Raw genomic sequence first — 25,067 nt, forward strand, 5'->3', positions numbered from 1 at the left:
TATTCCGGGAAGTAATACAGAAGGTGCCGGGCGTGTGCCACTGAAGCCCCTATTTAGGTGCGACTTTCAGCTTTTCCGGGCGGGCCATCCATTCCTTTCCGCGCAGCATCGCCTTCCAGTAAATCGGCGGCAGAAGCGTTTCCTTAAGGAACCATGCCGCACGGCTGGGCTTTGTGCCATCGATTAGAAAACGCGGAAAACTGGGTTTGAGCGCGCCGCCATAGCCGAACTCGGCCAACACGATCTTGCCGCGCTCAACTGTCAGCGGGCAAGAGCCATAGCCGTCGTATTGCGCCACTGCCGATCCTCCGGCGATGTCGGCAACAATATTGTCAGCAACGGTTGGTGCCTGTTTCCGCGCTGCTGCGGCAGTTTTGGCATTGGGAGCATTCATCACGTCGCCCAGTGACCAGATGTTGTCAAAGCTTTGGTGGCGCAGGGTCGCCTGGTCCACGTCGATCCAACCTGCTGCGTCCGCCAAAGGTGAGACGCGTATGAAATCCGGCGCGGTCTGGGGTGGGCAGACATGGATCATGTCAAACTCGGTCTCAATCAAGGTTGGTGCTGTATCAGGTTTGACAACCTCGAAGACGGCCTTTTTGGCGGGCCCGTCGATAGACACCAGATTGTGGAAGAAATTCAGCGATGCGCCGTATTTCTCAATATACCTTTCCAGCGCGGGGACATAATCCTTGACGCCGAACAACACGCCGCCCGCATTCATGAACTGGATGTCGATGTCCTTTAGCACCCCACTGCGGAACCACGTATCACCGGACAGGTACAGGGCCTTTTGCGGCGCGCCTGCGCATTTGATTGGCATGGGAGGTTGGGTGAAGAGAGAGCGTCCCGTCTTCATCTCTTGCACCAGCTGCCAGGTATAGGGCGCGAGGTCATAGCGATAGTTTGATGTCACGCCGTTGCGGCCCAGCGTTTCTTCCAGACCCGCAACTTTGCCCCAATCCAACTTGAGGCCGGGGCAGACAACAAGGCGGTCGTATTTTACTACGCGGCATCCATCCAGCACGACTGCATTGTTCTCAGGCTCAAACGCCGCAACAGCAGATTTGATCCAGTGCACACCTTTTGGAATCAGGCTGCCCATGGTCTTGGCCGTTGCTTGGGCGTCAAAGATACCGCCGCCGACCATGGTCCAGCCAGGTTGGTAGTAGTGGATATCGGCCGGGTCGATGACCGCGATATCAAGATCCGGTTTCCGCGCCTTCAGGCTGGCCGCAACCGAGATTCCACCGGCACCGGCACCAACAATCACGACTTGGAAATGCGCATCCCCGGTATCAGTCGGTGTCCTGCCGCCGTTGGCAATTCGGCGCGCAACGCCGTTCATATCATAGCCTGCCGCCTTGGTGGCCAACAGGATGTCCGACATCGGGCGTTTCTTGGATTCGTGAAAGGACCAAAGCGTGGCCGAGCGTGTCCCGGTCCGGCAAAAGGCCAGGATCGGGCGTTGCAAATCTTCCATCGCCTCCCCAAACGCTGCAACATCGTCGTCTTTCACTATGCCGGATTGCACCGGAACATAGCGCGCCTCGATCCCGGCGGCCTTGGCTGCGGCGTCGATCTCTTTGAACGACGGCTGATCTGCACCTTCCCCGTCTGGCCGGTTGCAAAGGATTGCACGAAAGCCCTGCGCCGCGATGGTCTTGACGTCCTCAACAGTGATCTGCGGACTGACGGTAAACTTGGATGAAATGTTGCGAAGTTCCATGTCTCTCCTCCCTGATGCGGATTACAGCGTATTGACCGGTACTTTTAGCATCGGGTTCCCATCCGCATCGGTCGGCACTTCACCCGCCCGCATGTTCACCTGCAGGGACGGAATGATGAGAGTGGGCATCGCAAGGATCGCATCGCGTTCAGAGCGGAACTTGACGAAATCCTCTTTCGTCTTGCTGCTGCCCACATGGATGTTGTGAGCTTTCTCTTCTGCCACGCTGGTTTCCCAGGCAATGTCGCGTCCGTTCGGGCCATAGTCATGGCACATAAACAGCCGCGTCTCATCAGGCAGAGAGAGCACTTTCTGAATGGAATCGTACAGAACACCAGCATCACCGCCGGGGAAATCAGCCCGGGCCGAGCCACCGTCCGGCATGAACAGCGTATCGCCGACAAAGGCCGCGTCGCCCATCACATGCACCATACAGGCCGGGGTATGGCCGGGTGTATACATAGAGAAAGCCTGCATTGTGCCGATCATGTAAGTGTCGCCATCCTCGAACAACGCATCGAATTGCGAGCCGTCCCGCTGAAACTCAGTGCCCTCGTTGAAGACCTTGCCGAACGTATCCTGAACAACGGTGATCTTGGAGCCAACGCCAATTCTTCCGCCCAGTTGCTGCTGTATATAGGGCGCAGCCGACAGATGGTCGGCATGGACATGGGTCTCGATGATCCATTCCAGTTTAAGCTGTTTTTCCTTAATGACGCGGATCAGTTCGTCGGCATGATCAAAGGTGATGCGCCCGGCGGCATAGTCGATGTCCATGACGCTGTCGACAACCGCACAAGCGTCCGAGGCCGGGTCCTTTACAATATAGCTGATGGTGTTTGTTGCATCGTCGAAAAAGGCGAAAACCTCTGGTCTCACGGCCAAATTCACAGGGTAGGTGGTCATTTTGGGTCTCCTCCAAAAAGTATTCAGGTTCGGGATTTCAGATCGGGTGCGGCCGCAGATTGCAGGAGCTTTGCCAAGGCGATTCCGATCACCAGCGCGCCGACGAAAGCAAAAACCTCCCATCGGCTGGTTCCGAGCGCGGGTAGCGCACCGCCCGGGCAAAATCCGGCAATGCCCCAGCCGATACCGAAAACCGCCGATCCCCCAACAAGCCTGGCGTTGATATTTGCGGACGTAGGCAGGTGAAACGTAGGTTCAAATACCGGCGCTTCCCGACCAAACACCAGTTTGTAGCCGACAAAGGTGGTCACCAGGGCTCCGCCCATCACAAAGATCAGGGAGGGGTCCCAAGCGCCAAAAACATCGAAAAAATTCAGCACCTTGGCCGGATTTGACATGCCGGACAGTGAGATGCCCAGGCCAAAAATCAAGCCGATCAGGTAGGTTGCAAGCAGTTTCATCCCTTATCCTCCGATCACATGGCGGATGATGAAAACCGTGGCAAAGGTGAACCCCATGAAGGTCGCGGTTGCAATGATGGATCGCGGGCTAAGCCGCGCCATGCCGCATACGCCGTGACCCGACGTGCAGCCAGCACCAAAGGTGACGCCGATACCAACAATGACGCCGCCTATTACAAAGGTGAGGGTGGATATCGGAACCTCAACCGCTGGCATCTCACCCGAGATCAGCCAAAGAACCAGCGGGCCGGTGGCCATCCCGACCAGCAAGGTGGCGCGCCAGGTGAAATCACTGCCAGAGGACGGTTGGACAAGGCCCGCAAGGATACCTGTAGCGCCCATCACGCGGCCCATCAGCAACATCAGCAAAACGGATGCCACCCCAATCAGAATGCCACCTGTCAGCGATGCCCAAGGTGTGAACGCGGTTTCGATCATCCGCAGTTCCTGCAGGTCTTCAGGCCGATGATGTGGTAGATTGGGCAGTTGCCCACAAAGGCCGTCAACGTAAAGACAGCGGCAACGGCCAGCGCCACCCAGAACAGAATACCCGATTCCAGGGTGCCAGTGCCAAAGGCCAGAACTGCAAGGGTGGCAGCGATCAGGATGCGCAGGGCGCGGTCGAATTTTCCCATATTGGTGGTCATGTCTCACTCCATCGAGAATCGATGAATTGACCATTGCATGTGCACCGTCATGCTTTTGGTGACATGGTCACCAAACTGTCAAACAAACGGGTTCAGGTGGTGATCACACCTCGGCGCCGGCCGATTTCACCATACGTTCCAGCCCTTCGCGGCCGGTCAGGCGCACTTCACCGCGGGACTGTTCGATCCAGCCACGGCGCTGGAATTCCGAAAGGGTGCGCGAGATCACCTCGCGCGCGGTGCCCAGTTCCGTCCCCAGAAAGGCATGTGTTGCGCGCACCACGTTGTCAGCATTGGCCAATTCCAGCAGGCGCGACGCCAAACGTACATCCATGCGCTGAAACACGATGTCGTCAATCAGAGTGAACAGGTCGGTGATCCGACGGGAATAGGCGGTAAAGATAAACTCGCGAAATATCGGGGATTTGGCAGCCAGATCATCAAAGGTCTTTCGCGGGATCGCCACGGCGGTCACATCGGTTTCCGCTATGCCATCCGCGGAATAGTCTTCGAACGCCAGCATACAGGCCGTTGTCAAAACGCAGCTTTCTCCGGCATGGACCCGGTACAAAAACACTTCTCGCCCGGTATCGGATTTCTGCTGCACCCGCACTGTGCCATCCAACAGCAGCAGAAGATTGTCAGCTGTCTGGCCCGGGGCAAAAACCTGCGTTCCGGCGGGAACGGTGACGATCTGACTGCCCGCAACAAGCGCGGTGCGGATGTCGTCCGGCAGTCGGCTGAGACCTTTGAATTTGTCGATCCACGAGGTATTCATAGCGTTCCGCTTATCCATGGGCTGCTACGCGGCTGTAAACGATGGCTGCCACGCATGCAAGATTGTGAAAGCGTGTAGGGTCTGCCTTGTTACCCTCTTGGGGGTGACCCGCGACATTGTGGGGCATGTGAAGAGTTTTTTGACGTTATTCAAACCAGAAGTAGTTGATTTTTGAGTTGAATAATACCTATAATCACATCATGCCCCCCATCTGGAAATCGCAGCACTGGCCAAATTTCGGGTACGACCATGAAAGGGTAGAGCCATTTTTGGCGTCATCCTCGCAATTGATCGGCGAAATCACCGGTCTTGTCGATGGGTTGCCCGACAGCGACCGGGAGGAATTTCATCTCGCGCAAATCGCGCAGGAGGTCATGTCATCTTTTGGGATTGAGGGTGTTCCGCTGGACGCATCCGAAATTGAGGCCTCAATCGTCGCGTCTCTGAAGCACCGAAACCAGCATGCCATAACGCGCAGGTCCGATGCCGTTGCCGCATTGATGTCGGCGGCGCGCTCGACGCCGGGGCCGCTCACGGCAGACACGTTGTTTGAATGGCACCGGTTGCTGTTCTTTGGCATTGAGGTTGAGGATGTTGGCCAATGGCGGCGCTTTGATCTGGAGATTGTCCGCTCGGCGGTGGCCGGGTCAAATGACGTTTTGTACAAGGCCCCACCACCCGATCGGCTTGGGCAGGACATGAGCGTGTTTCTGAAATGGTTAGCGCAAGACCAGGGCGTATCGCCACCCATAAAGGCCGCCTTGGCACATCTGTGGTTTGAATCGATCCATCCCTTCTCGGATGGAAATGGGCGGATCGGCCGGGCCCTTATCGAATTTGTCTTTGCCCAAAGCGGGGCGCTGTCCTTTTCGCTGTCTCGCCAGATCGAGCGTGACAAGAAAGCCTATTACCATGCGCTTCAGGCCGGGCGACAACAGGGTAGGGGCGTGATTGACGCAACTGAATTTGTGATCTGGTTTTTGCAGGCTTTGGGAAATGCAGCTCGGTTCGCGCGGGAAGAAGCGCAATTTATCTTACGACGCAATCGGTTCTTCTTGCGATTTGCCGCGCAGCTCAACACGCGCCAAGAGCAAGTGCTGCGCCGATTGTTCAAACAGGGCCCGTCTCGGGTTGAGCTTGGCATCAGTGCCAAGATCTACCGCAAGATCAGTGGCACCTCTGCTGCTACCGCGACCCGAGACCTGCTGGCCTTGGAAGCCGCAGGCGCGTTGAAACGATCTGAGGCGGGTGGGCGGTCAACGGTGTATTGGATGAGTTACTAGCGGTCTGCAAAGGGTATAGATGTGCCAAGTTCAGCGCCATTCTGGTTCAATACAAGATCGGCCTGCTGACTGTTCCTGAGAACCAGCTGGGCATTTGGAATATCGTTCCGCATCGCGCGGCGCAGTGCGGAGTCCGGATCAAAGCCGTGCCTGATCCAGCGCTCTTGCAGTCGCGCTTGGAGGGTCTCCAACGTTGGGCTGACAAAAATTGTTGCCGAAAACAGATTGTTCAGAGACGCCCAGGGCTCTTTGTCCAACAGAAGATAGTTACCCTCAACAACAATGACCGGAGTTTCGGGGTGAACGGCAATTGCATTTGCAATCGCCAGATCCATCTGGCGGTCGAATTTGGGGAAAAAGCACTCATGTTTGGCGGATGCCAGAGTTTTGATGGCAGCGCAGAATCCGACCGCATCGAAGGTCTCGGGCGCGCCTTTTCTGGCTAGAAGACCGCGCGTTTCAAGAACGTGGTTGTCCAGATGATAGCCATCCATCGGCACAAGCGTGGCGGGCGGAACAGCCGATGTCTGCTGCTGGTTAAAAGCGTTGACTACTGCGTCTGCCAGGGTCGATTTGCCCGAAGCAGGCGGCCCGGAAATCCCCACAAGTGTTCGCGCACCAGGTTGCATCCGGGACTGGATCAGGTCGCAAACACGTTGTGTGTCACGCGTGATCACGCGGCGTCCTCTGTCGGCGGCTCCTTGGCGCCGGTCATGAACGCAACCGCATCGGACATGGTGTAATCCTTGGGATCAATGGTGCAGAGCCGTTTGCCGAGGCGATGCACATGGATGCGATCGGCAACTTCAAAGACATGGGGCATGTTGTGGCTGATCAAAATGATCGGAATGCCCCGCGCCCGCACGTCTTGTATCAGTTCCAGTACCTTGCGGCTTTCTTTAACGCCCAAGGCTGCTGTTGGCTCATCCATGATGATGAACTTTGTTGCAAATGCTGCTGCGCGCGCAACGGCGACGCCTTGACGCTGACCCCCAGACAGCGTTTCCACTGTCTGGTTGATCGACTGAACTGTCATCAGACCAAGCTCTGTCAGTTTCTCACGGGCAAACCTTTCCATCGCAGGCCGGTCAAGCTGTCGCAAGTATTTGCCCATGAACCCCTGTTTGCGGATTTCGCGCCCCATGAACATGTTGTCCGCAATCGACAAGGCAGGCGACATGGCGAGCTGCTGATAGACAATCTCGATACCCATATTGCGCGCGTCGATGGGTGAAGAGAAGTTGACCTTCTTCCCCTCGATCAGGATTTCGCCTTCATCCGGAATGGTCGCGCCGCAAATCGCCTTGACGATTGAGGACTTGCCAGCACCGTTATCCCCGATGACCGCCAGAATTTCTCTCTGGCGCAGTTCAAAGTCGGAATAGTCGATGGCGGTCACATGGCCATAGCGTTTAACGATGCCGCGGCCCTGGACGACTGGTGTTGCCTCTGACATTAGCCCGATACCTTTCTGATCCACTGGTCAACAGCGACCGCTGCGATGATGAGAAGCCCAATCAGCAAGAAGGTCCACTGTGCATCAGCACCCAATAGCCTGAGGCCGAGCGTGAACACTCCAACAATAAGCGCTCCGAACAAAGACCCAAGGATCGATCCGCGTCCGCCAAACAGCGAGATCCCCCCGATTACAACCGCCGTGATGCTTTCAATGTTGGCCAATTGGCCGGACGTTGGCGAGACAGAGCCAATACGCCCGATCAGGGCCCATCCAGCAAAAGCGCAGATCAGGCCTGACAGCATGTAAACCGACATCAGGGTTCTGTGGACATTCACTCCGGACAATTCTGCGGCTTCGGGATCGTCGCCCACGGCATAGACATGCCGCCCCCAGGCCGTGTGTTTCAATGAATAGGCAAGAACCGCGATCAGGATCAGCATGAACATGACCCCAACAGTAAAGGTGGCCCCTCCGACGCTGAATTTGGTCCCGAAGAACTGAAGGAAAGAGGCATTCGCTTCGATATCCTGACTGCGGATCGTTTCGTTGGCTGAGTACAGAAAGTTTGTGGCAAGGATGATCTGCCACATCCCAAGGGTGACAATAAAAGGTGGCAGCTTTACCCGGCTGACAAGCCAGCCATTGATGGCCCCGATGCCGGTTCCAACAGCCAGCCCGCACAGCACAGCAACCGGAACCGGAATGCCATAGCGGAAGGTAAATTGCCCCATGATCACCGACGAAAAGACCATGATTGCACCAACACTCAGGTCAATGCCGGCGGTCAGGATGACCAGACTTTGCGCCGCAGCCACGATGCCGACGATCTGAACCTGTTGCAGGATCAAGGTCATCGCGAATGGTGAGAAGAACTTGGACCCCAGAAGCAGGCCAAAAATCACAATCGCACCGACCAGAACGATTAGTGGCACCAAGGATGGATTAACGTGAAGCAGGTGCTGCAGCTTGCCTAACACGCCACCCCGGGTGTCCTCAAACTCTGCCACAGATTCAACGTGGCCGGCCGCGGTGTCATATTCCCGAGCCTCTTGGTTTGCTTCAGACATATCTCCCCCTTTTCGTGGCAGGTTCCGCAGCCAACGTGGTCAGTTTACAGGAATTTTTAATTTTCTCACGAAGGGATTGGTGAGGCGCGCGAACGCGCCCCACTTGGGAGAAGGGGGATTAGCCCCAGCAGAGGTCCAGACCTTCGGCGACCGAGATCGATTCCACGCCTTCGGCAGGTTGATCGGTGATCAGTGCAACGCCGGTGTCGTAGAATTCCTTGCCCGGGGTGTTTTCAGGTTTCACACCTTCATCGGCCCATTTTTTGACCGCTTCAACGCCCAGCGAGGCCATCAACAGCGGATACTGCTGGCTGGTGGCGCCAATAACCCCGGATTCCACATTCTGAACGCCTGGGCAGCCGCCATCCACTGATACGATCAATACATCGTTTTCACGCCCAATGGATTTGAGGGCCTCGTAGGCGCCTGCTGCAGCAGGTTCGTTGATTGTGTGCACGACGTTAATGGATGAATCCTTGGCCAGAAGGTTCTCCATCGCGCGGCGGCCACCTTCTTCGTTGCCATCAGTGACATCGCTGCCGACCAGACGTGGATCGTCTTCATCGCCGATCACATTGGGATCAGCCAGATCCACGCCAAACCCGTCAAGGAAACCCTGATTGCGCAGGACATCCACGGTCGGCTGGCTGACATTCAAATCAAGCGTGGCGATCTTGGCATCCGCTGCCGCGGCACCCATTTTGGCCTTGGCCCATTGACCGATCAGCAGGCCGGCCTTGTAGTTGTCCGTCGCAAAGGTCGCATCCGCCGAGTCGATGGGGCTGAGCGGGGTGTCCAGCGCAATAACCAGAACCCCAGCATCACGCGCCTGCTGCACTGCCGGAACGATTGAGCTGGTATCAGATGCCGTCAAAAGGATGCCCTTGGCCCCGTCCAGAATGCAGGTCTCAATTGCCTGCACTTGCGTTTCATGGTCGCCGTCTACCTTGCCAGCAAACGCTTTTAGCGTCATGCCCAGCTCTTCTGCCTTCGCGGTTGCGCCTTCTTTCATTTTTACAAAGAAAGGGTTGGTGTCGGTCTTTGTGATCAAGCAGACCGTTTCGCCCGCCGCATGTGCGGACCCGGCGGCCACGGTGATCGCAGCAGCAGATGCGGCAAGTTTGAATAGATTCTTCATGTCATCCTCCCAGATTTTTGCATTCGTCTTGCTAGGATTCCAAGCGAGACCTACCTCCATCCTCCAATGCAGGCATTAGCCAAGAAGATGCGATTCCCCCTTAGTTGTCAATAAATAAATAAAGTTTATTTATTAATTTGACTGAGCGCCTTTCCATAAGGAAAAGAGGTGGTTATGTTGAGTTTTATGGAGAAGGAAGCGCTAAAAACGCTAACCGGAGGGGTCAGCCAAAGCGGTGTTCGCGATCACAACGAACGTCTGATTTTGACCGTTTTACAAAGACATGGACCCACGGCCGGTGCGGATGTGGCGCGTCTGACGGGGCTTTCTCCGCAGACGGTTTCGATCATCTTGAGGAAGCTGGAAAAAGATGAGATTCTCAAGCGCGGCACACCGCTGCGGGGGAAAGTCGGTAAACCTTCGGTCCCGATGGAGCTGAACCCCGAGGGTATTCTTTCGGTCGGAATGAAGATTGGGCGCCGCAGTGCCGACCTGTTGTTGATCGATTTCACCGGCAAGCCGCGCCATCAGTTGACGACGACTTATGACTACCCGCTGCCCGAAGCGGTGTTTGGATTTCTGGAATCCGGATTGGAAACGCTTTTGTCGCGTGAACCGCACAAGCTGCGGGACCGTGTGTGTGGCATAGGTATCGGTACGCCATTTGAGCTTTGGAAATGGCACGACCTGACGGGCATTGCCGCGAAAAAGTTCAGTTCCTGGAGGAATGTGAATTTCTTCTCTGAAGTTGCCAAGTTCAGTGACCTTCCGGTGTTTGTTGTCAACGATGCGACAGCGGCCTGTCATGCCGAGCATCTTTACGGTCGTGGAGGTGAATACAGGGACTACTTCTACTTTTTCATCGGGTCGATGATCGGTGGCGGCGTCGCTTTGAACGGGACGGTGTTCGAAGGCAATCAGGGCAATGCAGGGGCTTTGGGGGCAATGCGCACCACTGGGCCGCTGGGTGAAAGCCAGCAACTGATCGATGTCGCGTCGCTGCACCTGTTGGAAGACAGGTTGAGGGAAGCGGGCGTCAATCCGGGAATTTTGTGGAAAAAGCCTCAGGATTGGAGCAGCATCGCGCGGTATGTAGAGCCGTGGATTGGCACAACCGCGCAAGAACTCGCAAAGGCGGCATTATCCATCTGCGCAGTCATCGATTTTGAGGCAATTTTCATTGACGGTGCGTTCCCGCCTGACGTGCGCGAAGAACTGGTTGCCCGGGTCCGTCGCTATCTGGATAATCAAGACAAGCGCGGATTGATCCCCCCGGTCGTTGAGGCCGCCGAGGTCGGAGAGAACGCGCGCGGCATTGGAGCAGCCAGCAGCCCGATTTTCCGCCAGTTTCTGTTGAATACCAATGCTGGCCTTTCAGGCATGTAGCCTGTGCGCGTCCTTTTTGATCAATCCAGCGACACTGGGCCTGCATCGAATGTTCCGATATCGACAATCGTTGAAAACCGGGTCATCACATGACCCACTATTCATGCCAAATATTGCCGGTTCAGCGAGTCCCCGAAATGAGCAAGAAAGTCCCGTCGCCCTGCATAGACGTGTGTAAATTTCGCCGCGAGGGCCATTGCATTGGCTGTTCGATGACCAAGAGCCAGAAAAAACTGTTCAAGTCGATCAAAAAGCCGGATCAGCAGGAAGGTTTTGTGCAGATGCTAACCTGTCAGCAGGATGCGATGGGCCGGTACAAACACTGGGCACCGGCCTATCTGAAAAAGCTGAAAAAGAAGAAGGCCAGAGTGACCATCAAGCTGGCACCGTAATTCAGCGCAAATGAGAACGTAGGAACCAGGCAAACTTCTCGTGGGTCTGGCCCCGATTGATGCACAGATCTTCGGTCAGCGTGTCACCATATTCGGCGGCTACTTCACCAGCACCAGCAAGCGTTGAGGCCAGCGTTTCCTGTGCCTCAAGCATCATCTTGATCATGCCCTTGTCAGATGCCAAGCCGTCGAATTCGCTGACTTTGGAGCGTTTCAGCATCCCTGCCAGTGTGCCATCGGCGTGGGCGTCTAGCGCTTTGATACGCTCGGCCAGATCGTCTTGCGCAACAAAGTGGTCCTCATAAATCTTCTGGAACAGCTCGTGCAGCGGACCAAAAGCCATGCCGGTTACATTCCAATGAAAGTTCTGGGCCAGCATTGTGGTCACGGCGGTTTCGGCCACAGACTGATTCAAGGCGTCCGCGATTGCGGCGCGTGTGTCTTGTGTCAGGGCAATTGCAGTTTGGGTCATATTGGTCACCTTGGTTTTCCGGAGGATATGGCTGGCTGCACTAAAAATGGCTGGCTTACACATACTTAGACGGTCAGCGGAAAATTCCAAGAACTTTTTAGAATTATTCTAAAACGTACGAAATTGGTCGGAAATCGAACGGATCAGATAGGCCAGATTTCGTTGGGTCCAACGTGGCACACGGGACCGAATTAAAAACTGAAAACTGTCGTTATCGCCGCGATCCATTGCGTCCAAAAGGCTGCCAAGCCAGGCTTCGTCAAAAGACAACTCGGTGGTGCCGGGGCGATAAAACACCGGGCGTTTGGACACCGCCTGATAAAATCCGCGCATCAGAGTCTCGGCATAGCGCGTCTTTGCATCTGCCGGGTCGACCAGCAATAGGGCGCAGGCTTGCTCAAGATCGATGCGCGCGCAAGACCGGCAACGCAAGGACACCATACGCAGCTGGTTGATGATGCACATGGATCGTTCAGCGACCCGAGGGGAGGGTGCCGGGGAGGCGTGCTCTGAGTTATTGAGACTGATTGCCTGCATCATGACCTGGGATCATCTCCTTTGCCTGAGGTTGGAACTGGTCAATCCTAAACCTGACAATAGTTGTAAGGTAAAAGGTCTGCAAGAAGCGTGAGTACAATTCTTGCTTCACCACAGCGCGAATGTCCCGATGCGCAATGCGGGCGCTGCCGAGCGTAATCAGTCAATACTGGGCCGCAAATCAGAAGCGTAACGCCCAATTCTGCTTTCCGTTCAAGCGCCGCTGGTCAGCAGATCACTTGCCTTTTCCCCAATCATGATGGCCGGTGCATTGGTGTTCCCGCTGACGATCTCAGGCATGATCGAGCAATCCGCAACCCGCAGGTTCTGGATGCCGTTCACCCGCAGGCTTGGATCGACAACAGAGTTTTCCGTCGTGCCCATCGCGCAGGTTCCGGTTGGGTGATAGATCGACACGGAATTGGACCTGGCCCAATCCAGCGTGCCTTCGTAGTCGTCGCTGGACAGGTCTGCGGTCGGACGAAACTCTTCGGATATCTTTGAGGCCAGCGGGTTATGCCGTGCGATGTTGCGGGCGATATTCACCCCGTCGACGATGGTTCTGCAGTCGGTTTCCGTCGAAAGGTAATTCGGAAGGATTTTAACATATTGCGATGGATCCGGGCCGTTCAGGCGCAGCTCTCCCCGGCTTTCAGGGCGCAACTGGCAGACGGACATGGTAAAGGCGGAAAACGGATGGACGCCTTCGCCGGGGCTATCGGCCGACCAGGGTTGGACGTGGAACTGGATATCGGGGGTTTCAACCTCGGGTCGGGTTTTCAGGAATCCGGTGGCAAGGCTTGCGGCCATTGTCATTGGTCCGGCGCGGAACAGCGCGTATTTCAACGCAATGCGCGCCTGATTGAACAGGCTGCGTACTTCGTCATTCAGGGTGGGTTCGTTGCATTTGAACACCAATCGCGCCTGCAAATGGTCCTGCAGCCCCTTGCCTACGCAGGGCAATGCGTGAACAGGTTCGATGCCGTTTTCCTTCAAGTGATCGGGGTCGCCAATACCGGACAGCATCAATATCTGAGGAGAGTTAATTGCCCCGCCCGACAGAATGATTTCGCGCCGCACTTTTAGCGTTTTCAACGCGCCGGATCGGTCACGGTAGATGAGGCCAGTGGCTTTTTTCCCCTCCATCTCAATCCGGGTCACCAGCGCGCGAGTGATGATGTTCAGGTTTTTCCGGTCTCGGACCGGTTTCAGATAGGCCACTGCGGCACTGCACCGACGGCCATTGCGTGTAGTCAATTGGAAATAGCCCACACCTTCCTGATTGGCTCCGTTGTAATCGGGATTAAACGGGTAGCCCGCGGTTTGCGCGGCTGCCACCCATGCGTCGCAGATCGGGCGCTGTATGCGCATGTTCGAGACCGCAAGCGGACCGCCGACACCGTGGAATTCATCCTCGCCGCGTTCCTGATCTTCGCAACGCTTGAACAGGGGCAGCACGTCGTCCCATCCCCAGCCAACATTCCCCATCTGACGCCAGCGGTCATAATCCTCTTTTTGGCCGCGCACATAGAGAAGGCCATTCAAGGAAGACGACCCGCCCAGCACCTTGCCGCGGGGCCAGTCAATTGCGCGTCCATTCAGCCCCTGATCAGGCTCGGTGCGGTAACACCAGTCCACCGAGGGATTGTGCATGGTCTTAAAGTACCCAACCGGAATGTGAATCCAGGGGTTGGTATCCGGACCCCCGGCTTCCAGCAAAGCAACCTTGGTTTTGGGATCGGCACTTAGTCGATTGGCGATGACACAGCCCGAAGAACCGGCCCCGACAACTGCATAATCCACCTCCATGACCGACTCCTTTCAAGTTTGTTGAAAAAAAACCTATGCAAATTGCCAGAAATATACTAGCTTTTTTTGATACAAAAAGTCTCATTAATTGCGAAACGGGAGGAAAGCAATGGAGATCGGTAAGAAACTAGGCGGTATTTCGAGGCGTGATTTTTTCCGCGTGGCAGGACGCTATGGCATGAGTTCCACTCTGCTTGCTGCTGGCGGATTCGGTGGGGCCATGAGCCTGGCCAACTTGGCGCAAGCTGCGGAATCAACATACGAAAAGCGGTTTTCGAAAGAGCCGAAGCACACGCTGAAATTCGGCGCATCCGGGTTCAATACACGTAACCTTTTGATCGAACGGGCAGGGGCCATCGAATTTGCCCGCGACCTGGAAGAACGTACGGATGGTGAGATTCGCATCGAATTCATCGGCGACAACCAGATCTGTGGTCAGCTGAGTTGTGTTGAAAAGACTCAGCAGGGAATCGTCGACATCTATGCGGCGTCTACCCAGAACTCGGCTGGTGGCGCACCCTATCTGAACGTGTTGGATTATGCCTATATGTTCCCCAGCCGCGCGGCGCAGTATCACTTCTTCTACAGCCCCGCGAGCCAGCGTATCCTGCGTGAGCCGCTGGAGAAACGGCACGGGTTGAAGTTCCTGTTCACCCATTGTGAATTGCGCGGGCTTCAGATGGGCTCGACCTTCTCGGACAAACCCACGGTTACCAAGCTGGAAGAACTGTTTGGTACCAAAAACCGCGTAACGGGTACTCAGTTGGGTCGAATCGCCATGCAGCTGCTGAACCTGAACCCAGTTCCAGTTGCGTGGGAAGAAACGCTGGATGCGTTGAAAACAGGTCTGATTGATGGTGCTGAAACCTGGGCGTCGGCGGTGGCTTATGCAAACATGTCGCCGGTGGTGTCACAGTCTGTTGACCTAAAGTTCTTCTGCGGCACCGAGCATACCTCGATGTCGGCCAGCGTCTTTGATGGGCTGGGCGGTGAGCTGCAGGACGCGGTTATGGAATCGTCTTACTTCACCCAAGCGCTTATTCAGGGGGCCAATGAGGCGGCTCTGCTGAACACGGTTGGCTTCTCGGATCCGCAATTGCCGAAAACAATCTTTGCCGAAAACGGCGTGCGTCCGGCATTCCTAGCCGAAGATCAGATCAAGCTGGCCGAAGAAATGTGCGCCCCGAACTACAACCCGGAACCCTGGGCTGAATGGCGCGAGCGTCTGAACAAGTGGGCCGGCGGCATCGACACCTATCAAGAGATCTACGACATCGCGCGTGAGATCCCGGCAGACACACTGCCCGAAAACGTCGAGCCCCGTCGCTGGTGGAAAGGCGAGGCCTGATCCAAGCACTGAAGGCCCGGCCCCACGCGGGCCGGTTCCACTAAACACCAATTGGAAGGACGGGGTTCATGTCATTTTGGGCAGATGTCGGCGCGATTTTCAGCGCCTTGTTGAGCCAGGATTCGTTCGAGATCCAAACCGCATTGCGATCCGATGCCGCCTGGATAGTTGGCGCGGTTGTCGCCGCATTGGGTGGGTTTCTTATCATGATCATCTATCGCAAAGTGCCGTTCATTGAACGCCATTTTGAGCGCTCAGTGATGGTGTATTCCTATCTTGCCATTGCGCTGATCATCTTTTGGGGCGTGATCGACCGTTTTGTATTTAACGATCAGGAACCCTGGTCCACCACCATTCCACCGCTGTTGTTCATGGTCATGGCCTGGTTCGGAGCGTCATACAACGTACGCCTGCGCACCCATCTGAGCTTTAGCGAGTTTCGCACCTCCATGCCCCGAGGCGGACAATTGGCCTGTCTGATCCTGGACGCCGTGCTGTGGTTCATCTTTGCGGTGATCGTCATTGTGACGACATCCCGCCTGGTGGCGCTGTCTGCGTCAAACTTCCAGATCGTGCTTGGGACTGACAACATCATGCAGTGGTGGTTCCTGCTTACAGCACCATTGTCGTTTTTCCTTATGGTCGGACGGGTGTTCCAAAACCTGACAGATGATCTGAGAAACTGGAAAACAGGTCAGCCGCTGATTCAGCAGGCTGTGATAGGGGCAGACTGATGGCAGACGGAACCTGGGTTACACTAATCTCATTGGGCGTGACGTTTCTGTTCATGCTGGGCGTGCCGGTTTTTCTGGTGATTGGCTATTGGGTGATCGGATGCTCATTTGTTCTGGGCCTGACGCTTGACAATATGGGCGCCGAATTGCTGAACGTCTTCAACAAGGGCTTCGCGCTGCTGGCAATGCCGCTGTTCATTCTGACAGGGGACCTGATCAACAAATCGGGTATCGCTCGGCGGTTGAGCGATTTTGCCTATTCCTGTCTGGGCTGGATACGCGGTGGGCTAGCGATGGCATCGCTTGGGGCCTGCGGGCTGTTCGCGGCGATCTCGGGCTCGAATTCGGCCACCACGGCAACGATCGGGTCGATGTTGCATCCCGAGATGGTCAAGGGCGGATATGACGAACGCTTTAGCGCCGCCACAGCGGCTGCGGGCGGTACAGTGGGGATCATCATCCCACCGTCCATCATCTTCATCGTCTACGGGTTCCTGATGAACCTGCCGATTTCCGAGCTGTTTGTGGCTGGTATACTGCCAGGCGCGTTAATGGTGATTGGGATGCAGTTTGCGTGCTGGATCATCTGCCGGATCAACGGCTGGGGATTTCTGATCCCGCTGCAACTGACCCGGGTTCTGAAGACGGCCTTTGGTGCGTGGCTGGGCTTTTTCGCCATCGGTCTGGTGCTATGGGGCATTTACACCGGTAAGTTCTCGCCGACCGAAGCAGCCGGGGTGACCGTTGGGTTTTGTGTCATCGCTGGGCTGGTCAGTTACCCGATCAACCGCATCATGGGCGCACGGAACGATATCCCCCCAACCGAGAAAAGCTATGCCGAAATGTTCGTAGTCGAGGGTTTCACTATTCCTGAAATCCCTTCGATTGTTATCCGCTCGGCCCAGATCACTGGTATTCTTGCACCTCTGATTGCAGTGTCGGTTGTGATGCAGCAAATCCTGTCGTTGTTGGGCGCACAGCAAACCATCGGAGATTTCGTAACCTCTATGGGTGGCTACTACGCGGTCTTGTTCACATCGATGGTGATAGTCTTCTTCTCGGGCATGGTGCTAGAGAGCCTTCCGGTGACGATTATTCTGGCACCGATCCTGGCGCCCATTGCAGCATCAGTTGGCGTCGATCCGATCCACTTTTCGGTTATCTTCCTGGTCGGGGCATCCATTGGGTTCATTACTCCTCCCTATGGTCTGAACCTCTATGTCGCGTCTGGCGTGACGGGCGTGCCGTATTTCCGGCTGTTACGGTACACGGTGCCTTATCTCGTTGCGCTGCTTTCGGTTTGGATACTGGTGTCACTGGTGCCCGATCTGGCCTTGATCCTGCTGCCAAATAACTAGAATGTAGCGGGATGGCCCATACGGATGCACCGGAAAAAGACACTCAGATACCGACAAACCTGCGTCTATTGCTGATCCTGGAAGAGGTCGCACGACGTGGAGTCGCGGTGAAGCCGTCAGACCTGATCTCTGCATTGGGTCTGGCAAAGCCAACAATCCACCGTTTGTTGCAAACGGCAGAGTCCGAGGGCTTTCTTCAGCGTGACCTGGACGGCCGGTCATTCGGTCCCGGCCCCCGGCTAAGACAGCTGTCTGTTAACACGGTATCGTCCGAGCACCTGCGGACCGCGCGTCTTGCCATTTTGCGCGGCGTTGCGGATGAAATTGGCGAGACTTGCAACCTGGCCGTCCCGGACCGCGAGGGGATGATCTATCTCGACAGGGTCGAGACCAAGTGGCCGTTGCGGATTCAATTGCCGGTTGGCACTCAGGTTCCGTTTCACTGCACCGCCAGTGGTAAAATGTACCTGTCCACGCTGCGAGAAATCACGCTGAACGGCTATTTGTCAGCGCGCAAACTGCAGCCCAATACCAATCATACCGTGACCGAACCTGATGCGTTGCGCCGAGAGATAAAACGCATATCCCGAAAGGGTCATTCAACGGATGATGAAGAGTTCATGTCGGGAATGATAGCCATTGCCGTTCCCGTTCTGGACGGCCAGGACAGGCTGGTGGCCACCTTGTCCGTCCACGCGCCGACCCAGCGTCATGATCTTAAAAGTCTGATGCAATTTATGGAAAACCTGCAGGACGGTGCATCAAAACTGTCGACCCTGCTGCTGACCTGAAGTCGTCAAAAACAACCGAGCCCCTGAATTCTCGTGCACCAGCTCCAACCGCGTTTTCGCTCTGCCCACGTATGTCTGCCAAATGTGCGTCGGCCCCTAACTGGTTTTCCAAGCTGAGTGGGCGCCGGGTTCACAGCGGGCCTTCAGGGCTTCTTCAGCTTCATCAAATGTGTTGACATATTCTTTGGCGCGGAACTTTTGATCTTTTCAAATAACCTCATCCGATAATGTTTTGCCATCATTCAGCGCTTGTCTGTAAAACGCATTTATGGCCTGCAGACACTCGGCTCCGGTGTTTTGTTTTACTTCAACCATGTTGCACTCATCCGCCAGTGCCGCGTGATACCGATCCTTCAGAACGGCGGTCAGATCGGCCACGGCGGGGGTTACTGAACCGAGATCAATAGGATCGACCTGATGAAAATTCCAATCGTTTCCGATGGCTGGGTTCGACCCAGCCCAACAGCAGTCATCCCACCGGTTTGAAGACGCGACAGCAGGGACTGGCCAAGGCCAGCCCCCGCACCTGCGATAAGAGCCAGAGGTCTATGGGCGGTCGTGGGTCAAACTTCCGGTGGCTGTGCAAAAGGTAGATGGCCTGACTTCATCCACAGCTTGGCACCGTCTGTGCCCGCGGTTACAGACAGCGTCTCGCCCTCGGGCAGGCGCAGCCAATCGTTTTTGGACAGAAGATCGCCACCAGATGTCAGCGACCCACCGATGATCAGAACCTCGATCCCGCCTGCGGCACCTGACGCCATCTGAGCACCCGGATCAAGATGGCTGTAGGTGACTGTTTCACGCGCGTCCTTGTGAAGCGTTGCTGTGGCCACGCCGTTGACCGGGGTGGCCAGTTCGTCCGCCATGGTTTTGCGGAATTGGTTGCGGTCGTCCATGTCGAACTGCCAGAGCTTAACAAAGATGGTGCAGCCGGGCTCAGACCCTGGGGTATGCTGGGATGTCGGCGGGTTGCGCACGTAGGTTCCAGCAGGAAAATCGCCATGTTCGTCCTGAAACACGCCGTCAAGCACGATGAATTCCTCGCCCCCGGTATGGGTATGGGCGGAAAACTTGCTGCCGGGCGCATAGCGGACGATGGTGGTGGCGCGGGCAACCTCGCCTCCGATCCGGTCCAGCATGCGCCGGTCCACGCCTTTCATCGGTGAAGCCTGCCATTCAAGCTGATCAGAGTGGACGACGACGCGGGAAGAAAAGTCTGCGTTGATTTCCATGGGAAAATGTCCTTTCGGGGATTCCAACATTCGCAAAATCGGCAAAGGTGTAACCTAGACCGCCAACGTGCAGACTTTCAACTTGGGCGAAAAGGGACATCTCGGTAATGTGTTTGGTGCGATCATTTGCGCCCCGGCCAAAGCTTGCCTTCCGCAACTGCGAGTTTGTTGTCCAGAACTTAGCCGGACGTGAAAAATAGCCGTGTCCGGATAGAATTCGCTATTGCAATTTGAGACTTAAAATCTCAGGGATAGTCAGCGCTACCATTTTGCGCGAAGGGTCGAAGGTTGACCTTTCCGCGGGCGTCAAGAACCGCTTGCAAACAGCCCGCACCAGACGGAGAAGCCAAATGATCAGATACCGACGTTTCTTGCTGATGTCATTGACAGCGCTGTTGTCCGGTATGACGTCCATTGCGGTTGCACAATCCGGCAATCCGGTCCCTGTCACCGTTGTGATGCTAAAAGCAGAAGACGTGACGCTTTTTTCCGAACTTCCCGGTCGAGTGGCCGCGTTGGGTGTTGCAGAAGTCAGACCGCAGGTTTCCGGAATTGTCGTTGAACGCCTGTTCCAGGAGGGCGGCACGGTTCAGCAAGGCGATGCAATGTATCGCATAGACGATGCGGTCTATGACGCTCAGGTTCAGCAGGCCAACGCAAATGTGGCGCAGGCTGAAGCCCGGCTGACGGCTGCTGAAAAAGAAGAAAAACGCGTGGCGGAACTGTTGTTGCGAAACGTGGCCAGTCAACAGGCAGTTGATGCCGCCGTGGCTGAAAGGGATTCGGCCCAGGCTGGTCTTTTGGTCGCAAAAGCGCAGCTGCAGACAGCTAAGATCGACTTGCAGCACACTGTCATACGCGCGCCTTTGTCGGGTCGGGTGGGTCGAGCGCTGGCCACACAGGGGGCGCTTGTGACCGCACAACAGGCAGAGCCTTTGGCCGTGATCCGGCAGATCGACAGGGTTTATGTGGACGTTGCAGTATCCACGCAGGATGTCTTGCGCTTTAACCGGGCAATTGCGACCCAGCCAGCGGCGCTGCAGTCGCTGGATCCTACTGTAACAGTGACGCTGGCAGATGGATCCACCTTTGGTCAGACCGGAACAGTCCTTGCGGCCGAGCCGCAGGTGGACCCGCAAACTGGTGTGTCTGTGTTGCGGATCGAGTTTCCGAACCCCGATCAGATTGTTCTGCCGGGCATGTATGTCACTGCCCATCTTCCGTTTGAGGTCCTGCAAGGGGCGATCCTTGCACCACAGCAAGGTATCGCACGCAACCGGCGTGGCCAGCCAACGGCGATGATCGTTGATGACAATGACACGGTGGCCGAGCGTATTCTGACCGTCAGAGGGACGGAAGGCGACAAATGGATTGTTACCGGCGGCCTGCAGGCGGGGGACAGGATAATCGTGTCGGGTCTGCAAAAGATCGGTGTCGGGGCAACGGTTGCTCCTACAGAAGAGCCCGACGCGTAACCCGCGTACCCAGTTTTGGGGCACCGGGTGTCCCGCAACCAGATGTGAAAGCTGTTTATGGCACGTTTCTTTATTGACCGACCTGTTTTTGCATGGGTCATCTCGATTTTGCTGATGGGGATTGGTGCGTTGGCGGTTCTGAGCTTACCAGTTGCACAATACCCGCAAATCGCGCCGCCAACCGTTGACGTCAGCGCCTCGTATTCCGGCGCTTCGGCAGAGACGGTGAATAACACCGTGACGCAGGTGATCGAAGAACAGATGACGGGCCTGGACGGGCTGCGATACATAAATTCGGCGTCGACTTCGACTGGCGCGTCCTCGGTCACGCTGACATTTGAAACGGGTACCGATCCGGATATCGCGCAGGTGCAGGTGCAAAACAAACTGAGCCAGGCCACCCCGCTGCTACCTGAAACTGTGCAGCGCCAGGGCGTTACGGTACAAAAGTCGTCGGGCGGTTTTCTTTTGGTTGCGGCGCTGGTGTCGACCGATAACCGTCTGAACGCGGTGGACCTGTCCGACTATCTTGTGTCGAACATGGTTGATGAATTCAGCCGTCTCAATGGGGTTGGCAATGTTCAGGTCTTCGGCGCGCAATATGCGATGCGTATTTGGCTGAACCCCGAACAGCTTGCCGCATTCGAGCTAACGCCGTCGGACATCGTTCAGGCGGTATCCGAAGAAAACGCACAGGTGTCTGCAGGATCGTTTGGCTCTCTTCCCGCGATTGAGGGGCAGGCTCTGAATGCGACGATTACGGCGCAATCGCTTTTGTCCACGCCAGAGGATTTTGAACAGATCGTGGTCCGGGCTGAAACCGACGGTGGCCTTGTCCTGCTGCGGGATGTGGCGCGGGTTGAGATCGGGGCCGAGACCTATACGACCTCGGCCTGGTTTAATGGCAATCCAACGGCGGGGATGGCTATTCAACTGGCTTCGGGCGCCAACGCCTTGGAAACCGCTGAACGCGTGAAGCACAAGCTTGAGGAGGTGTCTGCCTTTTTCCCCGATGGCGTGGAATATGTAGTGCCCTATGACACCACACCATTTGTCGAGATTTCAATCGAAGAAGTGGTCCACACGCTGATCGAGGCTATCGCGCTGGTGTTCCTTGTCATGTTCCTGTTCCTGCAGAACCTGCGTGCGACAATCATTCCAACTCTTGCCGTGCCCGTGGTTTTGTTGGGGACATTTGGGATAATCGCGGCCTTTGGGTTCACGATCAACACGTTGACGATGCTGGCGATGGTTCTGGCAATCGGATTGCTTGTGGATGACGCCATTGTCGTTGTCGAAAACGTCGAACGCATCATGGAGGAAGAGGGCCTGTCCCCCTACGAAGCGACGCGGAAATCCATGGGCCAGATCACTGGCGCATTGGTCGGGATCGCACTTGTGTTGTCTGCCGTGTTTATTCCGATGGCATTTTTCGGGGGGTCCACTGGGGTCATTTACCAGCAATTCTCGATCACAATTGTTTCCGCGATGATGCTATCCGTCGTGGTCGCTCTGACCCTGACACCGGCGCTGTGCGCCACCCTTTTACGCAAACCCGATCACGACAAGCGCAATCGCGGCCTGTTTGGATGGTTCAACCGAGGGTTTGACAAGCTGACCGATCATTATTCCTCGCTGGTCGGGTTCTCGATACGACGCCCCCTGCGTATGGGTTTGATCTATCTGCTGATTGGCGCGGCAATGGTGTATCTGTTTGCCCGCACGCCGACCGGCTTTTTGCCCGAAGAGGATCAGGGCATCCTGTTCACTTTGGTGCAGGGTCCAACCGGGTCTACGGCCGGGTCTACCGAAGCCGTACTTGAACAGATCGAGCAGTACTATTTGGAAAATGAGGCTGAAAACGTCGCCTCGGTCTTTACTGTGCGCGGCTTCAGCTTTGCCGGTCAGGGGCAAAACATGGGCCTGGCCTTTGTAAGTCTGACAGATTGGGACGAACGCAACACACCTGATCGCAGTGCTCAGGCAATCGCGGGGCGGGCTTTTGGGGCCTTTTCGCAAATTCAGGACGCGCTGGTTTTTCCGATTGTTCCTCCGGCAGTTATCGAACTTGGCAATGTCAGCGGTTTCGACTTCTACCTGCAGGCGCGCGACGGCCAAAGCCACCAAGAGTTGGTCCAGGCCCGAAACCAACTGATGGGCCTGGCGTCACAAAGCGAGACGATCGCCTCAATCCGACCCAACGGGTTGGAGGACGCCGCCCAGTTCAACATCAACCTGGATTGGCGTGCCGCAGGTGCGATGGGCCTGTCAGCGCAGGATGTCGGAGAGCTTTTGTCGGTCGCCTGGGCCGGGCGGTATGTAAACGACTTCCTGGATCGAGGCCGGATCAAACGGGTCTACGTTCAGGGCGACGCGCCCTATCGCATGGTCCCCGAGGACATCGGCGCATGGCGGGTGCGGAACGACTCGGGTGGGCTTGTGCCATTCTCTAATTTTTCTACAACCAACTGGCAATTCGGCCCGCAGGGGCTTTACCGCTATAACGGTGTGTCCGCCATTCAGTTGCAAGGCAGCCCTGCAGGTGGCTTCACAACGGGTGAGGCGATGGCCGAGATCGAAGCGTTGGCGCAGCAACTGCCACCCGGGTATCAGATCGCTTGGACTGGCCTGTCGCTGGAAGAACGCGAGTCCGGAGATCAGGCCGGGATGCTTTACGCCCTGTCCCTTGCTGCGGTGTTTTTGTGCCTTGCGGCGCTGTATGAAAGCTGGACCATTCCTTTCGCGGTGATGCTGGCCATGCCGATCGGCATCACCGGATCTTTGACCGGGGCCTGGCTGGGCGGGTTTGAAAACGGCGTCTATTTTCAGGTCGCGCTGCTGACCGTCATTGGCCTGACCGGCAAGAACGCTATCCTTATCGTAGAATTTGCGCGCGACAAGGTCGCAGCCGGAGAGCCATTGTTCCAGGGCGTCAGGGATGCCGCACATCAGCGGTTCAGGCCCATTCTAATGACCTCAATGGCCTTTTCCCTGGGTGTCCTGCCGCTGGTTCTGTCCTCGGGTGCAGGGGCCGGGGGCCGAACAGCCATGGGATCCGGCGTCATGGGCGGCGTGATCTCGGCCACAGTGCTGGGCGTCGTCTTTGTACCGGTGTTTTTCGTGGTGATTTACCGCCTGTTTAAACGGGTGGCGTCTGGCTGACAGCAAATGTCTGTGCGCAAAAGTTAAGTGAAGTCGGGGCTGTCTAGGCGCAATTTGGTCGGTTGCGCCCGGCGTAAAGGGCCCGGGAAGGTGTCGTAACTTTATCACCCGAATAGAACCGGTGCGTCCCCTTCAACCCAAGGTGTGTATTTGATCATAACCTGACTTAACTGCTCACTGTCCAGAAACCGATCCAGCCATGCAATAAGGTGAGGCCAGGGTTGCTGATCGAACCAGGCTCGGTCGATGAAAGCGAACTGTCGGAAAAACGGCAAAAGCGCCAGATCGGCCAAGGTCGGCCGGTCGCCATACAGCCACAGGCGAGCCTCAAGGCGTGCATTCAGGTCAATCAGAAAATCTGAGGCCTTCTGTCGTTCGGCCTTTGCATCCAGATCCGGGTATCGCGTGCTGTATTTCGTATGATCCAGCGCCTCTTTGAACGGGCCGTCAAAAGTAGCGATAAGTTCCCAGCCCTCGGTGGGCATGTCCAAAAGCTGCTGGGGGTCGTTTGTCTCCAGTGCCCAGATCATGATGTCCAAGCTTTCATCCAACACCCGATCATGCAACCGCAAGCTCGGAACTGTAGCTGTCGGCGATGTATGCAGGAACGCTTCGGGTTTGTCGCGCAAGCGAACCTCTCGCAGCTCAACGGTGATACCTGCGCTGGCAATAGCCAGACGCGCCCTCATCGCATAGGGGCAGCGGCGGAAAGACCAGAAGATGGGGGGGTGATGCATGTTGTGACCAGGTTTGTTTTCCCCGATTATGGGGCGCCGGGCGGTGTCTGCAACTCTGTTTTGGAATGGACGTAATTAGAAATTTTTAGCCTCACTAAGAAAAATTTTGATCTTGCGACTTTTTTTCTATTCAATGGCCAAGACCATAGGAACCGCAGGAGAGTCC

Annotated in this window: 25 protein-coding genes; 9 read left to right on the forward strand and 16 right to left on the reverse strand. The window is 56.0% G+C overall.

Features of this window, described 5'->3' with window-relative positions; translation table 11 throughout:
• Nucleotides 1-49: 49 nt before the first annotated feature.
• The 6 genes from RUM8411_RS07460 to RUM8411_RS07485 all read right to left on the reverse strand — a co-directional run bounded on the left by RUM8411_RS07460 (nucleotide 50) and on the right by RUM8411_RS07485 (nucleotide 4,521).
• The gene (locus tag RUM8411_RS07460; RefSeq protein ID WP_085822074.1) at nucleotides 50-1,729 is read right to left on the reverse strand and encodes a bifunctional protein tyrosine phosphatase family protein/NAD(P)/FAD-dependent oxidoreductase; all 1,680 of its coding nucleotides are present in this window, start codon (nucleotides 1,727-1,729) and stop codon (nucleotides 50-52) included.
• Nucleotides 1,730-1,750: 21 nt separating this feature from the next.
• Nucleotides 1,751-2,635, reverse strand: a complete 885-nt coding sequence (locus RUM8411_RS07465; protein ID WP_085822075.1) for an MBL fold metallo-hydrolase — start codon at nucleotides 2,633-2,635, stop codon at nucleotides 1,751-1,753.
• A 23-nt stretch (nucleotides 2,636-2,658) separates the two neighbouring features.
• Nucleotides 2,659-3,096 carry a DUF6691 family protein gene (locus RUM8411_RS07470; protein ID WP_085822076.1) on the reverse strand — a complete coding sequence of 146 codons (438 nt, stop codon included), beginning with the start codon at nucleotides 3,094-3,096 and terminating at the stop codon, nucleotides 2,659-2,661.
• Nucleotides 3,097-3,099: 3 nt separating this feature from the next.
• Nucleotides 3,100-3,534 carry a YeeE/YedE family protein gene (locus tag RUM8411_RS07475; RefSeq protein WP_085822077.1) on the reverse strand — a complete coding sequence of 145 codons (435 nt, stop codon included), beginning with the start codon at nucleotides 3,532-3,534 and terminating at the stop codon, nucleotides 3,100-3,102.
• Nucleotides 3,531-3,743, reverse strand: coding sequence for a YgaP family membrane protein (locus tag RUM8411_RS07480; RefSeq protein WP_085822078.1), 213 nt, complete (start codon nucleotides 3,741-3,743; stop codon nucleotides 3,531-3,533). The genes RUM8411_RS07475 and RUM8411_RS07480 overlap by 4 nt, the downstream gene beginning before the upstream one ends.
• A 103-nt stretch (nucleotides 3,744-3,846) precedes the next feature.
• Nucleotides 3,847-4,521: a Crp/Fnr family transcriptional regulator gene (locus RUM8411_RS07485; RefSeq protein ID WP_085822079.1), complete on the reverse strand. Its 675-nt coding sequence runs from the start codon at nucleotides 4,519-4,521 to the stop codon at nucleotides 3,847-3,849.
• Nucleotides 4,522-4,721: 200 nt separating this feature from the next.
• Between RUM8411_RS07485 and RUM8411_RS07490 the strand changes: the two genes are divergently transcribed.
• Entirely contained in the window at nucleotides 4,722-5,804 is a 1,083-nt protein-coding gene (locus tag RUM8411_RS07490) for a Fic family protein (protein ID WP_085822355.1), read from the forward strand.
• Here the strand turns inward: RUM8411_RS07490 and RUM8411_RS07495 are convergent.
• The 4 genes from RUM8411_RS07495 to RUM8411_RS07510 form a co-directional block, all read right to left on the reverse strand.
• Nucleotides 5,801-6,481, reverse strand: a complete 681-nt coding sequence (locus RUM8411_RS07495) for a nucleoside triphosphate hydrolase (RefSeq protein ID WP_085822080.1) — start codon at nucleotides 6,479-6,481, stop codon at nucleotides 5,801-5,803. The genes RUM8411_RS07490 and RUM8411_RS07495 overlap by 4 nt on opposite strands.
• The gene (locus RUM8411_RS07500) at nucleotides 6,478-7,260 is read right to left on the reverse strand and encodes an ATP-binding cassette domain-containing protein (RefSeq protein WP_085822081.1); all 783 of its coding nucleotides are present in this window, start codon (nucleotides 7,258-7,260) and stop codon (nucleotides 6,478-6,480) included. Before RUM8411_RS07500 ends, RUM8411_RS07495 begins: the two co-directional genes overlap by 4 nt.
• Nucleotides 7,260-8,330 (reverse strand): ABC transporter permease, encoded by a 1,071-nt coding sequence (locus RUM8411_RS07505; protein WP_085822082.1) that lies wholly within the window; start codon nucleotides 8,328-8,330, stop codon nucleotides 7,260-7,262. Before RUM8411_RS07505 ends, RUM8411_RS07500 begins: the two co-directional genes overlap by 1 nt.
• A 118-nt stretch (nucleotides 8,331-8,448) precedes the next feature.
• The gene (locus tag RUM8411_RS07510) at nucleotides 8,449-9,468 is read right to left on the reverse strand and encodes a sugar ABC transporter substrate-binding protein (RefSeq protein WP_085822083.1); all 1,020 of its coding nucleotides are present in this window, start codon (nucleotides 9,466-9,468) and stop codon (nucleotides 8,449-8,451) included.
• Nucleotides 9,469-9,654: 186 nt separating this feature from the next.
• Between RUM8411_RS07510 and RUM8411_RS07515 the strand changes: the two genes are divergently transcribed.
• Together RUM8411_RS07515 and RUM8411_RS07520 are read left to right on the forward strand one after the other, a co-directional pair.
• Nucleotides 9,655-10,854, forward strand: coding sequence for an ROK family transcriptional regulator (locus RUM8411_RS07515; protein WP_085822084.1), 1,200 nt, complete (start codon nucleotides 9,655-9,657; stop codon nucleotides 10,852-10,854).
• A 137-nt stretch (nucleotides 10,855-10,991) separates the two neighbouring features.
• The gene (locus RUM8411_RS07520; RefSeq protein WP_085822085.1) at nucleotides 10,992-11,246 is read left to right on the forward strand and encodes a DUF1289 domain-containing protein; all 255 of its coding nucleotides are present in this window, start codon (nucleotides 10,992-10,994) and stop codon (nucleotides 11,244-11,246) included.
• 1 nt (nucleotide 11,247) lies between these two features.
• Here RUM8411_RS07520 and RUM8411_RS07525 read toward each other — a convergent pair whose 3' ends face one another.
• The 3 genes from RUM8411_RS07525 to RUM8411_RS07535 form a co-directional block, all read right to left on the reverse strand.
• Nucleotides 11,248-11,718: a Dps family protein gene (locus RUM8411_RS07525; protein WP_085822086.1), complete on the reverse strand. Its 471-nt coding sequence runs from the start codon at nucleotides 11,716-11,718 to the stop codon at nucleotides 11,248-11,250.
• 108 nt (nucleotides 11,719-11,826) lie between these two features.
• A complete protein-coding gene (locus RUM8411_RS07530; protein ID WP_085822087.1) occupies nucleotides 11,827-12,183 on the reverse strand; it encodes a hypothetical protein in 357 nt (118 codons plus the stop codon).
• 285 nt (nucleotides 12,184-12,468) lie between these two features.
• Nucleotides 12,469-14,064 (reverse strand): GMC family oxidoreductase, encoded by a 1,596-nt coding sequence (locus RUM8411_RS07535; RefSeq protein ID WP_085822088.1) that lies wholly within the window; start codon nucleotides 14,062-14,064, stop codon nucleotides 12,469-12,471.
• 109 nt (nucleotides 14,065-14,173) lie between these two features.
• On the opposite strand from RUM8411_RS07535, the gene RUM8411_RS07540 reads away from it, so the two are divergent.
• From RUM8411_RS07540 to RUM8411_RS07555, 4 genes are all read left to right on the forward strand, one after another.
• A complete protein-coding gene (locus RUM8411_RS07540; RefSeq protein ID WP_085822089.1) occupies nucleotides 14,174-15,412 on the forward strand; it encodes a TRAP transporter substrate-binding protein in 1,239 nt (412 codons plus the stop codon).
• Between the two features lie 68 nt (nucleotides 15,413-15,480).
• Nucleotides 15,481-16,146: a TRAP transporter small permease gene (locus RUM8411_RS07545; protein WP_085822090.1), complete on the forward strand. Its 666-nt coding sequence runs from the start codon at nucleotides 15,481-15,483 to the stop codon at nucleotides 16,144-16,146.
• Complete coding sequence (locus RUM8411_RS07550; protein ID WP_085822091.1) at nucleotides 16,146-17,504, forward strand: TRAP transporter large permease; 1,359 nt, start codon at nucleotides 16,146-16,148, stop codon at nucleotides 17,502-17,504. The genes RUM8411_RS07545 and RUM8411_RS07550 overlap by 1 nt, the downstream gene beginning before the upstream one ends.
• An 11-nt stretch (nucleotides 17,505-17,515) precedes the next feature.
• Entirely contained in the window at nucleotides 17,516-18,295 is a 780-nt protein-coding gene (locus RUM8411_RS07555; RefSeq protein WP_085822092.1) for an IclR family transcriptional regulator, read from the forward strand.
• A gap of 207 nt (nucleotides 18,296-18,502) precedes the next feature.
• Here RUM8411_RS07555 and RUM8411_RS22685 read toward each other — a convergent pair whose 3' ends face one another.
• Together RUM8411_RS22685 and RUM8411_RS07560 are read right to left on the reverse strand one after the other, a co-directional pair.
• Nucleotides 18,503-18,673 carry a hypothetical protein gene (locus tag RUM8411_RS22685; protein WP_159453869.1) on the reverse strand — a complete coding sequence of 57 codons (171 nt, stop codon included), beginning with the start codon at nucleotides 18,671-18,673 and terminating at the stop codon, nucleotides 18,503-18,505.
• 185 nt (nucleotides 18,674-18,858) lie between these two features.
• Nucleotides 18,859-19,527 carry a cupin domain-containing protein gene (locus tag RUM8411_RS07560; protein WP_085822093.1) on the reverse strand — a complete coding sequence of 223 codons (669 nt, stop codon included), beginning with the start codon at nucleotides 19,525-19,527 and terminating at the stop codon, nucleotides 18,859-18,861.
• A gap of 350 nt (nucleotides 19,528-19,877) precedes the next feature.
• On the opposite strand from RUM8411_RS07560, the gene RUM8411_RS07565 reads away from it, so the two are divergent.
• Nucleotides 19,878-21,002: an efflux RND transporter periplasmic adaptor subunit gene (locus RUM8411_RS07565; RefSeq protein WP_143534850.1), complete on the forward strand. Its 1,125-nt coding sequence runs from the start codon at nucleotides 19,878-19,880 to the stop codon at nucleotides 21,000-21,002.
• Between the two features lie 57 nt (nucleotides 21,003-21,059).
• Nucleotides 21,060-24,164, forward strand: a complete 3,105-nt coding sequence (locus tag RUM8411_RS07570; protein WP_085822094.1) for an efflux RND transporter permease subunit — start codon at nucleotides 21,060-21,062, stop codon at nucleotides 24,162-24,164.
• 104 nt (nucleotides 24,165-24,268) lie between these two features.
• Here RUM8411_RS07570 and RUM8411_RS07575 read toward each other — a convergent pair whose 3' ends face one another.
• Nucleotides 24,269-24,901, reverse strand: coding sequence for a glutathione S-transferase (locus RUM8411_RS07575; protein ID WP_085822095.1), 633 nt, complete (start codon nucleotides 24,899-24,901; stop codon nucleotides 24,269-24,271).
• Nucleotides 24,902-25,067: the final 166 nt, after the last annotated feature.

Origin of the sequence: Ruegeria meonggei (genome assembly GCF_900172215.1) — a bacterium.
Classification (GTDB): domain Bacteria; phylum Pseudomonadota; class Alphaproteobacteria; order Rhodobacterales; family Rhodobacteraceae; genus Ruegeria; species Ruegeria meonggei.